This is a genomic window from Actinokineospora alba (genome assembly GCF_004362515.1).
Lineage (GTDB): Bacteria > Actinomycetota > Actinomycetes > Mycobacteriales > Pseudonocardiaceae > Actinokineospora > Actinokineospora alba.
This window is the reverse complement of the sequence record NZ_SNXU01000001.1, coordinates 3,093,223-3,106,664: the sequence shown is the minus strand read 5'-3', so window position 1 is coordinate 3,106,664 and position 13,442 is coordinate 3,093,223. Positions and strand designations below refer to the sequence as shown.

Below are 13,442 nucleotides of genomic sequence, written 5' to 3'. Positions count from 1 at the left end.
TGCCACCGGGAGAGCCCCCGATCCGGGGGCGACGTCTCATCGAGCGTGCCGGCGTTGATCTCGGGGCAGGCGAGCTGCTCACGACCCGCATGGGTGCCGCTCAGAACAGGGTCGCGGGCTCGACAGGCGCGGGTTCGGGCAATGCGTCGAGGTCTGGGACGAGTGTTCGCACCTCGTCGTGGAACCGGCGGGCCAGCGCGGGCGCGTCGTCGTTGTCGGGGGTGTGCAGGAATACCGTCGGCGATCGGCCTTCGCGCAGCCAGTCGGCGACCACCTCGGTCCACGGCCGCCACCCCTCGACCGTCTCCTCGACCGAGTCGCGGCCCAGGTAGCGGACGATCGGCCGGTCGGTCAGCGCCCGCGTCCGCTGCGGCAGCCGCGGTTTCCTCGCCCAAGATTCCTGTGCGGCCTCGCTGGTCGGGGGGCTCTGAAAGAAGACTGTGGTGTCGAACGGCACCCACTCTGTGTTCGCGTCGGCGAGTGTCCGCTCCAGCAGCGACGTCGAGCCGGGGTCGGTGAAGAATCCGGGGTGGCGCACCTCTACAGCGCGCTTGCGGTCGGCGGGAAGCCTGCGCAGGAAGCGCCCGAGAGCATCGACGTCCTGAGGGCCGAACGAGGCCGGCAGCTGGGTCCACAGCACCGCCCGTTCACCGAGGGGCTCGACCGCGTCCAGGAACGCCCGCATCGCGACCTCGACACCGGCCAACCGGCGCTCGTGCGTGACGATCTTGGGCAGCTTGACCAGAAACCGGAAACCGGGACCGGTCTGCCGCGCCCACGTCGCGACGGTGTCCCGCGCGGGGGTCGCGTAGAAGGTGGTGTTGCCCTCGACCGCGTTGCACCAACCGGCATAGGCCCGCAGACGCTCCCCTGCCGCCAGCGACCGCGGCACGAACCGCCCTGGCCACGCCTTGTGGGTCCACATCGCGCAACCGACATGAAGAGACGCCATCCCACCAACTCCATTGATCGCGAATGAAGACCGATCGCACCGTAGGCGATCCACCCCATTGGCTACACACTCACGGAGCGAGCTGATGCCCGGCAGGGCTGGAATGGCCACCGATCACACCGTGGGCGACCCGGCGGTTGTTCACGTACCCGACGCGCGCAGCGCGAGCCACATTGCTGGTCCGGCAGGGCTGGAATGGCCACTGATCACACCGTGGGGGTCTGGGGGCTCGGCCCCCAGTACAAAAGACAACCGACGTGGTCTGCGCTTTCCGCAGACACACGTCGGCCGTCGGTCGTGGACCTAACGTCAATCCATCCGAACCAGGAAGTGACAGCAGTGGGACCACAGACCCGGGTCACGCTCGCTGGGCCTCGTGGGATGAACGGCTCGCCGCCCTGACGTAACGTCCTCTTCTGCCGATGAGCGGACGTCGTTGATCCTTGGGCGGGCCGACGGTCAGCGCAATTCCAGCAGAACGCCGTCTTCGGACTCGTCACCACCAGGGCCGTGAATGCGGATGATCTCAACGATCTCGTCAAACAGCGTCGGCCCCTCGCCACGCCGAGCGTTGGCGATCCTGGCTCGGATGCCGGAACGATTCGACGGGTGACAGGTGGTCAAGAGCCCTTCCAGACGCCGAGCTGTCGCCTCGTGACCGAGCGCGGACCTGGACTTCTCGGAGTCAAGCCACCTCAGCACCCACCCATTCTCCGGTGTGCCGAAGCCTCCTCGGAGGATGTCGTTGAAGGCGTCCAGATTCCCCCGCCATGTGTAGTGACACAGCAGCCGCGAGAACTCGCGCGCGAAGCCGCCGAAGTCGGCAAAGTTCGACCCGTCCACGACCAGCACGGGAAGCTCATCACGGTCGTCCGTCACGCTCAAAGCATGACACCCCGATCATCCGCTCATGCCGCCTAGCGCACAGGTCGGTGGGCGAACAAGAACCGGCCCCCACATGAGTGGGGGCCGGTTCGTCTGCCGACACATCAGCGGTAACAAATCCGCTGGTCAGCGGGGCTGTGGAGGTGCCGGGAATCGAACCCGGGTCCTCTGTCGCTTCATCAGGGCTTCTCCGTGCGCAGTCCGCCTTGTCTCTACTTGGCCCCACCGGTCACGCGAACAAGCCGGTGTGACGAGCCCAGTCACTGTTTGTTTCCCAACCAACCCCCGTGACCGAGGCTGGCGGTAGTCCTCCTAGCTGATGCCGGGATCCAGGGCGGAGGCATCCCTGGGCCGACAGACCCGACCCGCTACTTAGGCAGCGAGGTCGTAGTCAGCGCGAACGTTAGTTTCGGCGCTTATTGGTTTGCGAGCGACGCTTACGGTGGTCATCTCGCCTGCACCGGCACGCTTCCCACTGAATCGACGTCCAGAGTCGAAACCGTTCACCCCCTCGTGGATGTTCTTCACCAGGATAACGCGTCGCCCCCGTCAGTTCATTCCGGTTTCCCCAAGGTGGGGTTAGCCCCACCTCCGGGCCGGTGGTCGACCCCATGGTTCGGGCCCCCGCGGGCCGTGATGCTTGTCCCTGACGAGAGGGGACGAACATGACCATGATCCACAGTGACGGCACCCGGCCCGCCCCGCCGGTGTTCGGGGCGTTGGCGTTTTTGTTGATGAATCTGGTGGTGGGGATCGCGGCGTTCGTGGTCCTGGTTGTGCTGTTCACGGTGGGTATCGGCACCGCCGTGGTGTGGGTGGGGCTGCCGTTGCTGGCGTTGGCGGTGGTGCTGTGCCGCGGGGGCGGGCAGGTGGAGCGGGCCCGGGTCTACGCCCTGCTCAACACCTACATCGCCGGCCCGCACGAGCCGCTGCCGGAGACCAAGCGGTGGCTGGCGCGGGTGAAGGACGCCGCCACCTGGAAGAGCCTGACGTACTTCATCCTGCTGCTGCCGGTGGGCATCGCCGAGTTCACCATCATGGTGTCGTTCTGGGCGACGTCGTTGGGCCTGGTCTTCCTGCCGGTGTACTTCCGCTACCTGCCGACCGGCAGCTACCGCATGTGGGACTGGGACCGCCCGTGGATCGTGGTGGACTCGACCGTCGAGGCGCTGCCGTTCGCGGCGCTGGGGGTGCTGCTGCTGGCGTGCACGGTCGCGTTGACCAAGGGCATGGGGGCGGCGCACGCTCGGTTCGCCAGGGTCATGCTGGGTCCGGTGCGTCCGCCCGCCGGTTCGTGGCAGCCTGTGTCCGGGGGTGTGATGTGACGACGCGGCAGTATCCGCATCCGGCGGCTTCCATCGCCTATCTGCTGGGCGCTTTCCCGCTGAGCCTGTTCACGTTCGTGACGACCGTGGTCCTGATGTGCGTGGGCGTCTCGACGGTGATCATCTGGGTGGGGGTCGTCATCCTGGTGGGCGCGGCGGTGTCCGCCCGGGCCTTCGGCAACGCGCACCGGTATTGGGCACGGACGCTGACCGGGGCCGACCTTCCGGCGCAGCCGGTGCTCGCCGACACGGGCGAGGGCATGCTGCGGCAGTGGCGGACCCTGCTCACCGACCGCCGGACGTGGCGGGACTTCCTGTACCTGATGCTGGAGTTCCCGCTGTCCATCATCGGGTTCGCCCTGGCGGTCGCGAGCATCCCGCTGGTCCCGCTGGCCCTGTGGGTGGCCCCGCGCTACGCCTGGCTGCACTCGCAGCTCGCCGTGGCGATGCTCGGGCCGGACCGCACGGCCGACCTCACCGCCAAGGCCGAGCGGCTGCAGGCCTCCAGGGCCCGCGGGGTCGACGCCGCGGAGGCCGAGCGGCGCCGCATCGAGCGGGACCTGCATGACGGCGCGCAGCAGCGGCTCGTGGCGGTGGCGATGGGACTGGGCCGGGCGAAGGGCAAGTTCGACGCCGACCCCGAGGGCGCCCGCAGCCTGATCGACGAGGCCCACGCCGACGCCAAGCTGGCCGTCGCCGAACTGCGCGACCTCGCCCGCGGCATCTACCCGGCCGTCCTGGGCGACCGCGGCCTCGACGCGGCCCTGTCCTCGCTGGCGGCGAGGTGTCCGGTGCCGGTGGAGGTGACGGTGACCGTCAACCCGCGCCCACCCGCCGCGGTGGAGAGCACCGCGTACTTCATCGTGGGCGAGTCACTGACCAACATCACCAAACACGCGGACGCCACCACGGCCATGATCCGCGTCTGGCGGGAGGAACGCCCCGCGGGCGACCAAGTCGTCGTGGAGATCACCGACAACGGCACAGGCGGCGCGAACCTGCGTCCCGGGGGTGGGCTCGCGGGCCTGGCCGACCGCGCTGCCACGATTGACGGTGTGATGACAGTGGTGAGCCCCCTTGGCGGGCCGACAGTGATCAGGGCGGACCTTCCGTGCGCGTGGTGATCGCCGAAGACTCAGTGCTGCTGCGCGTCGGCGTCACCCGCCTGCTCGCCGACGAGGGCATCGAGACCGTGGCGGCGGTGGAGGACGGCGACAGCCTCCTCACCGCGGTCACGGAGCATCGCCCGGACCTGGCGATCGTCGACGTCCGAATGCCCCCCAGCTTCACCGACGAAGGCCTTCGCGCGGCATTGCGGGCCCGGGTGGAACTGCCCGGCCTGCCGGTCCTGGTGCTCTCCCAGTACGTCGAGGAGCGCTACGCGGTGGAGCTGCTGGCAGGCGGCGCGGGCGGAGTCGGCTACCTGCTCAAGGAACGAGTGGCCGACGTAGCGGAATTCGTCGACGCGGTCCGCCGGGTCGCCAACGGCGGAACGTGCATCGATCAGGAGGTGATCGCGCAGCTCATGGCCAGAGGACGCCGCAACCCGATCGACCTACTGACACCACGTGAACGCGAAGTGCTCGGCCTGATGGCCCAAGGACTGTCCAATGTGGCCATCGCCAAGACCCTCACGGTCTCGGATGGCGCCGTGGAGAAGCACGTGGGCAACATCTTCTCGAAGCTGGGACTGGAACCCAGCAGCGTCGAACACCGCCGAGTACGCGCCGTACTGACGTTCCTGGAACGCGCATAACCCGACGCACCCACAGCCCACATCCCAGCAAGCAAGCACCCGGGCGACATCCGACCCCCTCATCGCAAGGGGCCGAACCCAACGGCCTGTTTGGGTGGTTCGCCTTGATTTGGGGTGAAATGGGCCTAAACTTCCGGCGCGGGTGGGTTTCACCTCCCCACCCTCTTTGCCCGCGCAGGCCCATTTCTAGGGGTCCCCAAATCAAGGCGAACCACCCAAACAGGCACCAAACCCCAAGGGCGGCAAGGAAACCTTGCCGCCCTTAGGCGCTCACCCGACCGAAACCGTCACATCATCAACCAGGAACGAAGTCTGCAAACTCTCGTCCTCAGTAGACGCGAACCGCACAGCCACAGTCTGGCCGGCGAACTCCGCGACGGAGTAGCTGAACTCCCGATAGCCCGCCTCGTTCAGGTTCGAGAACGACGCCAACGTCTTGCCGCCCAACGAAACGGTCATCCGGTCGTACGCCGTCGGATCAGTCTCAGCGCTGTCGACCCGCAGCCAGAACGACAACCGGGCACTCGAACATCCGGCAGGCACAACCACCTCCTGCGAGAACGACTCGTTGCTGACCGACCCCCACCCACCGAGCCAAGCACTCCAAGTCCCACCATGCGCAGGATATGCACTGTGCTGCCCGATGACGTTCACCGAAGAAGTCCACCCGGTGGCACCGGACTCAAACCCAGGGTTCACCACCTTCTGCGCAGGCGGACAAGAACCACCGGTAATCGTCCAAGTGAACGAAGCCGAAGCCGCAGCGCCAGTGCTGTCCCGAACGTCCACCTTCACCGCGAAAACCCCAGCGGCTGAAGGCGTCCCCGACAGCACAGCCCGGTCGGAATCCCCTGGCTGCAACGAAATCCCCGCAGGCAGCCCCGTAGCCGACCACGCGTAAGGCCCAGTGCCACCGGAAACAGCGAGCTTGACCCCGGCCTCCACGCCGACAGCACCAGTCTGATCACCCGGGTTCGGCAGCGTCAGACTTCCGCCACCCTCGATGGTCCAGCTGAACGAAGCCGAAGCAGCGGCACCAGTGCTGTCCCGAACGTCGACCTTCACCGCGAAGACCCCTGCGGCGGAAGGAGTGCCGCCGATGATCGCGACGTCGGTGTCCGTCGGGTTCAGTGCGATGCCACCGGGCAACCCACTGGCGGTCCACGAGTACGGACCGGTCCCGCCCGACACGACCAGCTTCACTCCCGTGTCCACCCCGACCTTGCCGGTCTGATCCCCAGGGCTAGGCAACGTGAGCTGCCCACCGCCAGCGATGGTCCACGTGAACGAAGCCGTCGCCGTAGTGCCCGCGGCATCCTTGACAGTCACCGAAGCGTTGAACGAACCCGCGGTGGTGGGCGTGCCCTCTACCGCGACCGACTGCGTAGTGCTGGACCCGACCGCGATTCCCGGCGGCAGCCCCGCACCCGACCACGTGTACGGCGCCGTTCCACCAGTGGCGGAGAGCTTGACGCTCGTCGCGACCCCGACGGTTCCGGTCTGGTTCCCCGGGCTCGGCAGCGCGACCGGGTTCGTCGGTGTGCCCGGGTCGATGTAGAGCAGCCGGTTCGGCGACCCGGTGCCCGGGTTGGTGACCTTGTTCGGCGTCGACGCCGCGATCAGGCCCGCCTGCACCTGCGCCGGGGTGTCCGACGGCCGGTTGGCCAGCCAGACGGCCGCCGCTCCGGCGACGTGCGGCGCGGCCATCGAGGTGCCGCTGATGGTGTTCGTCGCGGTGTCGTTGGTCATCCAGGCCGACATGATCCCCACGCCGGGCGCGAAGATGTCGGTGCAGGTGCCGAAGTTCGAGAAGCTGGCGCGCGCGTCGTTGCGGTCGGAGGCGTTGACCGTGATGCCCTCGGTGACGCGGGCGGGCGAGTAGTTGCAGGCGTTCCCGTTGTCGTTGCCCGACGCGAGCGCGTACGTGATGCCCGCGGCGATCGAGTTGCGGACCGCCGTGTCGAGCGAGGCCGCCGCCCCGCCGCCGAGACTCATGTTGGCCACGGCGGGTTTCACCGCGTTGCGGGTCACCCAGTCGACGCCGCTGATCACCCCGGTGTTCGAGCCGGACCCGGAGCAGTTGAGCACCTTGACCGCGACGATCTTGACACCCTTCGCGACGCCGTATTCCTTGCCGCCCACCGTGCCCGCGACGTGCGTGCCGTGCCCGTGGCAGTCGGTGTTGTTGCTGTCCACCGTGTTCGTGCCCCACCTCGCCCGGCCCTCGAAGGTGCTGTGCGAGACGCGGACGCCGGTGTCGATCACGTAGGCCGTCACGTTCGACGCCCGCGTGCCGTAGCTGTACTTGTTGTCCAGCGGCAGGTTCCGCTGGTCGACCCGGTTCAGTCCCCACGACGGCGGGTTGAGCTGGTCCTCGCTGACCTTAACCAGCGCGTCCTGCTCGACCATGGCCACGGCGGGGTCGACCGCGAGCCTGCGCGCCTGACCCGCCGTCATCCGCGCGGAGAACCCGTTCACCGCGTGCTGCCACGCCACCGTGACGGAGCCGCCGTACTTGCCGGTCAGCGCCGCCGCGGTCCGCGCGGAGGCGGATCTGGGCGCGGCGCTGTCCTTCACGACGACGATGTAGCTGTCCTTGACCGCGTCGGCGCGGTCGGCGCCGAGCACGACGCCCTCGGCCACGGCGGTGGGTGTCAACACACCCAGCGCCAGGGCGGTGATCAGGCCGGGCACACCGAAGCGGCGTAGCCGGGCCACGCGAACTTGTCCCATCGAAGGTCTCCCTCATGCAGGGGCCACCGCCACCGGCTTGCTGAGCGGGCGGCGGAGACGCAGGGATTTCGACGGTGTCGCGAATTCACTTTATTGACCAGGGTTACCGATCGGAAACCACTGTTCAGCACATCGATATGAACTGACGGACTTAGGGGAAAACCCTCACGGACTTCGATTCGGGCCATAGCTCGGAAACGATGGTTTCCGAGCTATGGCCCGAATACGCGTCACGCGGCGAGCGTGGCCTCCGCGGCGGGTGCCAGGGCCAGTTCCAGCACCTCCCGGACGTCGCCGACGAAGTGCACGGTCAGGGCCTCGCGGACGGACTCGGGCACGTCGTCCAGGTCCGGCTCGTTGCGCTGCGGCAGCAGCACGGTGGTGATGCCCGCCCGGTGCGCGGCCAGCAGTTTCTGCTTCACCCCGCCGATCGGCAGCACCCGCCCGGTCAGCGACACCTCACCGGTCATCGCCACCTCCGAGCGCACCGGCCTGCCCGAGAGCAGCGACGCCAGCGCCGTGGTCATGGTGACCCCGGCACTCGGCCCGTCCTTCGGGACCGCGCCCGCGGGCACGTGCACGTGGACGCCGCGGTCGGCCAATTCGGCCACCGGCAATCCCAATTCCGGCCCGTGTGAGCGCAAATAGGACAATGCGATCTGCGCGGACTCCTTCATGACATCACCCAATTGGCCGGTGAGCGTCACTCCACTCGAGCCGGTGCCTTTCTCGGCCAGCGACGCCTCCACGAACAACACGTCGCCGCCCGCGCCCGTCACCGCGAGGCCGGTGGACACACCGGGGACCGAGGTGCGCTCCGCCGACTCGGGAGTGTGTTTCGGACTCCCGAGGTAGCCGCGCAGGTCCCCGGCTCCGACGGTGAGCGGCAGTTCCGCCGAGCCGAGCGCCAGCTGCGCGGTGACCTTGCGCAGGATGCGCGCGATCGCCCGTTCCAGTTGCCGCACACCGGCTTCGCGGGTGTACTCCCCCGCCAGCAGGCGCAGCGCGGCCTCGTCGACCGCCACCTCCTCGGCGGTCAGGCCCGCCCGCTCCAACTGCCTGGGCAGCAGGTGGTCGGCGGCGATGACGACCTTCTCGTCCTCGGTGTACCCGTCGAGCCGGACCAGCTCCATCCGGTCGAGCAGCGGCGCCGGGATCTGCTCGATGACGTTCGCCGTGGCCAGGAAGACCACATCGGACAGGTCGAGCTCGACTTCCAGGTAGTGGTCGCGGAACGTGTGGTTCTGCGCCGGGTCAAGGACTTCCAGCAGCGCGGCAGTCGGGTCGCCGCGGTAGTCCGAGCCCACCTTGTCGATCTCGTCGAGCAGCACCACGGGGTTCATCGAGCCCGCTTCGCTGATGGCGCGGACGATCCGGCCGGGCAGCGCGCCGACGTAGGTGCGCCGGTGCCCACGGATCTCCGCCTCGTCGCGGACACCGCCGAGCGCGACCCGGACGAACTCGCGGCCCATCGCCCGGGCCACCGACTCGCCCAGCGACGTCTTGCCGACCCCGGGCGGACCGGCCAGCGCCAGCACCGCACCGCTGCGACGACCGCCGACCACGCCGAGCCCACGCTCGTCGCGCCGCTTGCGCACGGCCAGGTACTCGATGATCCGGTCCTTCACGTCGTCGAGACCGGCGTGGTCGGCATCCAGGATCGCCCGTGCGCCCGCGATGTCGTACGCGTCATCGGTTCGTGTGTTCCACGGGAGGTCGAGGACGGTGTCGAGCCACGTGCGGATCCACCCGACCTCCGGCGACTGCTCCGACGTCCGCTCCAACTTGTCCACTTCGGACAGCGCGGCGTCGCGCACCTTCTCCGGCAGGTCGGCCGCCTCCACCCGGGCGCGGTAGTCCTGCTCCTCGGACGCGGGCTTGCCCTCCAGTTCGGCCAGCTCCTTGCGGACGGCGGCGAGCTGCTGGCGCAGCAGGAACTCCCGCTGCTGCTTCTCCATGCCTTCCTTGACGTCCTTGCGGATCGTCTCGGCGACGTCGAGTTCGGCCAGGTGCTCGCGGCCCCACTCGATCAGCTTCTCCAGCCGGGCGACCACGTCGGTGGTCTCCAGCAGCCACACCTTCTGCTCGTCGGACAGGTAGGAGGCGTACCCGGCGAGGTCGGCGAGCGCGGCCGGGTCGTCGACCTGGGCGACGGTGTCGACCACCTGCCACGACCCGCGCTGCTGCAGGATCGTCGTCACCATCGCCTTGTATTCGCGGGACAGCTCCTCGGCGCGCTCACCGACCTGCTCCTCGGCCAGTTCGGCCTGCACCCACAGCGCGGCGCCCGGCCCGGTCGTGCCCGCGCCGATACGGACCCGGCCGGTGCCGCGGACCACCGCGGCGAGTTCGCCGCCGGGCAGCCTGCCGACCTGCTCCACCACCCCGAGCGTGCCGTAGCGGGCGTACTTGCCGTCGAGTCGGGGGACGAGCAGCACCCGCGGCTTGTCGTCCTCAGCGGACGCCTGGGCGGCCTCCACCGCCGCGCGCACCTCGCCCGCGATGTCCGTGGTGCCGATCCGGATCGGCACCACCATGCCGGGCAGCAGGACCGTGTCGTCCAGCGGAAGCACCGGAAGCGTGAACGCCTCGGCCATGTGGATCACCCTCCAAAGTTGAGTCTGACTAGCTCAACCTCGAAAGTGCTCCACTTGTTTCCGCATCGTGTTCGCCCACAGCGAGCAACCTCAGAGAGCCAGGAGCCGAGCCGGGGTGTCGTGCAGGACCGCCCGCAGGAACGGCTCGCCGAGGCGGTCGTCTTGGGCCCAGCGAGCGATCGCGGCGAGTTGGACGGCGTACGGGTACGGGATGCTCGGGAAGTCCGTGCCCAGCACGACCCGGTCGGCCACACCGGCGAGCCGCGCTGTCCAGTCGGCAGGCAGCGGCGTGAGCTGCTCGGTGAACGGGACACCGACCATGGTCGTGTCGAGGTGCACGCGCTCGTACCGCTCGGCAAGGTCCAGCGCCACGTCGAGTTCCGGCATCCCAGCGTGCGCGAGCACGGCGGTAAGCCGGGGGTGCGCGCGCAGCACCTCGCCGAAGACGTCGAGCCCAGTGAAATCACCGGGCAACGGCCCGTGTCCGCAGTGGATCACGACCGGCACACCGGCCTCGGCGAGCATCCCCCACGCCGGGGCCAGGAGCTCCGACCGTGGGTCGTACGCGCCGACCTGAACGTGCGCCTTGACGCATCGCGCACCCGCGCGGAGAGCCGCGTCGAGGTAGTCGGCGACGTCAGGTTCCGGGTAGATCGTCGCGGTCGGCACGGCCTCCGGTGTGCGGGCTGCGAAGTCGAGCACCCAGTCGGTCAGCCAGCGCGCCATGCCGGGCTTGTGCGGGTAGACCAGCGGCGCGAACGCCACGACCCCGAGGTCCCGCAACGTCGCCAACCGGTCGGCCTCGGAAGCGCGGTAGTGGATCGGCCACGCCATGCCGTAGTTGCGCTCGGCGTCGTCGAAGTACTCCCACACCTTGCGCTGCATCGGGTCCGGCAGGAAGTGCACGTGGAGGTCGACCAGCCCGGGCAGCCCGAGCGAGGACACCCACGCGGCGACCTCTCCGTCGCCGGCGGGCCGCATTACATGCCCTTGGCCGCCCGGCCGAAGGCCTTGCTGATCTCCCGCTGCGCGTCGCGCTTGGCCAGGTCCTGGCGCTTGTCGTAGGACTTCTTGCCCTTCGCCAGCGCGAGTTCGACCTTGACCTTGCCGTCCTTGAAATACATCGACAGCGGCACCAGCGACAGGCCGGACTCCTTGATCTTGCCGATCAGCCGCTCGATCTCACCCTTGTGCAGCAGCAGCTTGCGCGTGCGCCGCGGTTCGTGGTTGGTCCAGGTGCCCTGGGTGTACTCCGGGATGTGCAGGTTGCGCAGCCACACTTCGCCGTCGTCGACCGTCGCGAACGCGTCCACCAGCGACGCACGCCCCTCGCGCAGGCTCTTCACCTCGGTCCCGACCAGGACTACCCCCGCCTCGAAGGTGTCGAGGACCGCGTAATCGTGCCGAGCCTTCCGGTTCGACACGATCACCTTCTGACCCTTTTCCCTTGCCATGACGCGTGACTCTACGTGCGGCGGGGAACGGGCAGCGACGGGATTGTCACGTGCGGACGTACAGACGCAGCGTGACGTAGCCGGTGATCGCCGAGATGACGACCGCGATCAGCAACAAGATCGGCGAGACCAGGGCGATGTCCGACGCGTCGACAGACTTCACCACCCCGGCCTGGATCGGGTCGGCGAGCACGTCGTCGGCGAAGGCGACCTTGCCCATCACCAGCATTCCGATGGCGACGAGCGCGCCGACGACACCGGTGACCACGGCTTCCAAGAGGAACGGCAGCTGCGTGTACCACCGGGTCGCGCCGACCAGGCGCATGATGCCGACCTCGGTTTTCCGCGTGAACGCGGAGAGCTGGACCGTGTTGGAGATCAGCAGCAGCGCCGCGATCGCCATGATGCCCGCGATGAAGAACGTTCCGTTCCGGACACCGTTGAGCGCGTTGAAGAACCGGTCGAGGAACTCGCTCTGGTCGGTGATGGTGTCGATCCCGGCCTTGCCGCCGTAGGACTGGGTGATCACCTCGGGCCGGTCCGGGTTGACCAGCTTCACCCGGAACGACGCGGGCAGCGCCTCCGGCCGGGCCAGCTTCACCAACTCCGGCTGCGCCTCGAAGATCCGCTTGAACCGCTCGAACGCCTGGTCGCGGTTCTCGAATACGACGTCCTCGACCGCCGGGTCGTTCCGCAGCGACGACCACAGGCCCTTGCACGGGTCCGCCGCGCAGGCCTTGTCGTTCGCGGACACGTCGTTGGTCAGGTAGACGCTGACCTCGACCTTGTCCTGGTACAGCTCCTGGGTGTTATCGATCATCCGGACGACGAGCAGGCCACCACCGAGCAGGAAGAGCGAGATGGCGGTCGTGATGATCATCGCGATGGTCATCGTGATGTTCCGGCGAAGGCCGGTGACGACCTCGCTGAACACGAAGCTGGCACGCATCGGGGTTGGTGTTCCTCGTCTTTGGGGGCAGGTGGGTCAGCGGCCGACGCCGTAGACACCGCGGGCGTCGTCGCGCAGCACACGGCCGAGATCAAGCTCGACGACGCGGCGCCGCATCGAGTCCACGATGGAGTGGTCGTGCGTGGCCATCAGCACGGTCGTGCCGGTGCGGTTGATCCGCTCCAGCAGCAGCATGATGTCCTGGCTCGTGTCCGGGTCCAGGTTTCCGGTCGGCTCGTCGGCCAGCAGCATCAGCGGCCGGTTCACGAAGGCCCGGGCGATCGCGACGCGCTGCTGTTCACCGCCGGACAGCTCGTGCGGCATGCGCTCGGCCTTGCCCTCGAGGCCCACCAGCTCGAGCACCTCGGGCACGACCTTCTTGATGGTGTGCCGGGGCTTGCCGATGACCTCCAGCGCGAACGCCACGTTCTCGGCGACGGTCTTGTTCGCCAGGAGGCGGAAGTCCTGGAAGACACAGCCGATGGACTGCCGCAGCCGGGGCACGCGGCGGCGCGCCATCCGGGCGACGTCGAAGTTCGCGACGTAGACGCGACCCTTGCTGGGGACCTCCTCGCGCAGCAACAGGCGCAGGAACGTCGACTTCCCCGACCCCGACGGGCCGATGAGGAAGACGAACTCACCCTTGTCGATCTCGACCGAGACATTCTCCAGGGCGGGCCGCGTGGAGGTCTTGTAGACCTTGGATACCTGTTCGAGGCGGATCACGGTGGGCGAGTCTACCCGCGCGTGTTATGAAGCTGTTGCTTCGCCTCGGGTAAGCGTTTCCGCTG

General features: G+C 68.4%; 11 protein-coding genes and 1 other RNA gene. 3 read left to right on the top strand and 9 right to left on the bottom strand.

The window, feature by feature from the left end; all coding sequences use genetic code 11:
* Positions 1–100: 100 nt before the first annotated feature.
* The 3 genes from C8E96_RS14390 to ssrA all read right to left on the bottom strand — a co-directional run bounded on the left by C8E96_RS14390 (position 101) and on the right by ssrA (position 2,348).
* Positions 101–925, bottom strand: a complete 825-nt coding sequence (locus C8E96_RS14390; RefSeq protein ID WP_166658242.1) for a DUF72 domain-containing protein — start codon at positions 923–925, stop codon at positions 101–103.
* Positions 926–1,411: 486 nt separating this feature from the next.
* Positions 1,412–1,831: a barstar family protein gene (locus C8E96_RS14385; RefSeq protein WP_091373428.1), complete on the bottom strand. Its 420-nt coding sequence runs from the start codon at positions 1,829–1,831 to the stop codon at positions 1,412–1,414.
* A 141-nt stretch (positions 1,832–1,972) separates the two neighbouring features.
* Positions 1,973–2,348: a transfer-messenger RNA gene (gene ssrA / locus C8E96_RS14380) on the bottom strand.
* 154 nt (positions 2,349–2,502) lie between these two features.
* On the opposite strand from ssrA, the gene C8E96_RS14375 reads away from it, so the two are divergent.
* Genes C8E96_RS14375 through C8E96_RS14365 form a run of 3 tightly spaced genes read left to right on the top strand, consistent with a single transcriptional unit; the run spans position 2,503 to position 4,918 of the window.
* Positions 2,503–3,162 carry a sensor domain-containing protein gene (locus C8E96_RS14375; RefSeq protein ID WP_091373425.1) on the top strand — a complete coding sequence of 220 codons (660 nt, stop codon included), beginning with the start codon at positions 2,503–2,505 and terminating at the stop codon, positions 3,160–3,162.
* Positions 3,159–4,286, top strand: coding sequence for a sensor histidine kinase (locus tag C8E96_RS14370; RefSeq protein WP_228769819.1), 1,128 nt, complete (start codon positions 3,159–3,161; stop codon positions 4,284–4,286). The genes C8E96_RS14375 and C8E96_RS14370 overlap by 4 nt, the downstream gene beginning before the upstream one ends.
* On the top strand, positions 4,274–4,918 hold the full coding sequence (locus tag C8E96_RS14365) for a response regulator transcription factor (protein WP_166657994.1): 645 nt from the start codon (positions 4,274–4,276) through the stop codon (positions 4,916–4,918). The genes C8E96_RS14370 and C8E96_RS14365 overlap by 13 nt, the downstream gene beginning before the upstream one ends.
* Positions 4,919–5,188: 270 nt before the next feature.
* Here C8E96_RS14365 and C8E96_RS34485 read toward each other — a convergent pair whose 3' ends face one another.
* The 6 genes from C8E96_RS34485 to ftsE form a co-directional block, all read right to left on the bottom strand.
* On the bottom strand, positions 5,189–7,651 hold the full coding sequence (locus tag C8E96_RS34485; RefSeq protein WP_091373423.1) for a S8 family serine peptidase: 2,463 nt from the start codon (positions 7,649–7,651) through the stop codon (positions 5,189–5,191).
* A gap of 230 nt (positions 7,652–7,881) precedes the next feature.
* A complete protein-coding gene (gene lon, locus C8E96_RS14355) occupies positions 7,882–10,248 on the bottom strand; it encodes an endopeptidase La (RefSeq protein ID WP_091373420.1) in 2,367 nt (788 codons plus the stop codon).
* Positions 10,249–10,338: 90 nt separating this feature from the next.
* On the bottom strand, positions 10,339–11,229 hold the full coding sequence (locus C8E96_RS14350) for an amidohydrolase family protein (RefSeq protein ID WP_091373417.1): 891 nt from the start codon (positions 11,227–11,229) through the stop codon (positions 10,339–10,341).
* A complete protein-coding gene (gene smpB, locus C8E96_RS14345; protein ID WP_091373415.1) occupies positions 11,229–11,702 on the bottom strand; it encodes an SsrA-binding protein SmpB in 474 nt (157 codons plus the stop codon). Before smpB ends, C8E96_RS14350 begins: the two co-directional genes overlap by 1 nt.
* A gap of 46 nt (positions 11,703–11,748) precedes the next feature.
* The gene (ftsX, locus tag C8E96_RS14340) at positions 11,749–12,651 is read right to left on the bottom strand and encodes a permease-like cell division protein FtsX (protein ID WP_091373412.1); all 903 of its coding nucleotides are present in this window, start codon (positions 12,649–12,651) and stop codon (positions 11,749–11,751) included.
* A gap of 36 nt (positions 12,652–12,687) precedes the next feature.
* Positions 12,688–13,377 carry a cell division ATP-binding protein FtsE gene (gene ftsE, locus C8E96_RS14335; protein ID WP_091373409.1) on the bottom strand — a complete coding sequence of 230 codons (690 nt, stop codon included), beginning with the start codon at positions 13,375–13,377 and terminating at the stop codon, positions 12,688–12,690.
* Positions 13,378–13,442: the final 65 nt, after the last annotated feature.

What these genes read in the sequence shown, in the direction of transcription:
- C8E96_RS14390 (WP_166658242.1), bottom strand. Translation starts at nt 925, where the DNA reads ATGTGGACCCACAAGGCGTGGCCAGGGCGGTTCGTGCCGCGGTCGCTG.
- C8E96_RS14375 (WP_091373425.1), top strand. Translation starts at nt 2,503, where the DNA reads ATGACCATGATCCACAGTGACGGCACCCGGCCCGCCCCGCCGGTGTTC.
- C8E96_RS34485 (WP_091373423.1), bottom strand. Translation starts at nt 7,651, where the DNA reads ATGGGACAAGTTCGCGTGGCCCGGCTACGCCGCTTCGGTGTGCCCGGC.
- lon (WP_091373420.1), bottom strand. Translation starts at nt 10,248, where the DNA reads ATGGCCGAGGCGTTCACGCTTCCGGTGCTTCCGCTGGACGACACGGTC.
- C8E96_RS14350 (WP_091373417.1), bottom strand. Translation starts at nt 11,229, where the DNA reads ATGCGGCCCGCCGGCGACGGAGAGGTCGCCGCGTGGGTGTCCTCGCTC.
- smpB (WP_091373415.1), bottom strand. Translation starts at nt 11,702, where the DNA reads ATGGCAAGGGAAAAGGGTCAGAAGGTGATCGTGTCGAACCGGAAGGCT.
- ftsX (WP_091373412.1), bottom strand. Translation starts at nt 12,651, where the DNA reads ATGCGTGCCAGCTTCGTGTTCAGCGAGGTCGTCACCGGCCTTCGCCGG.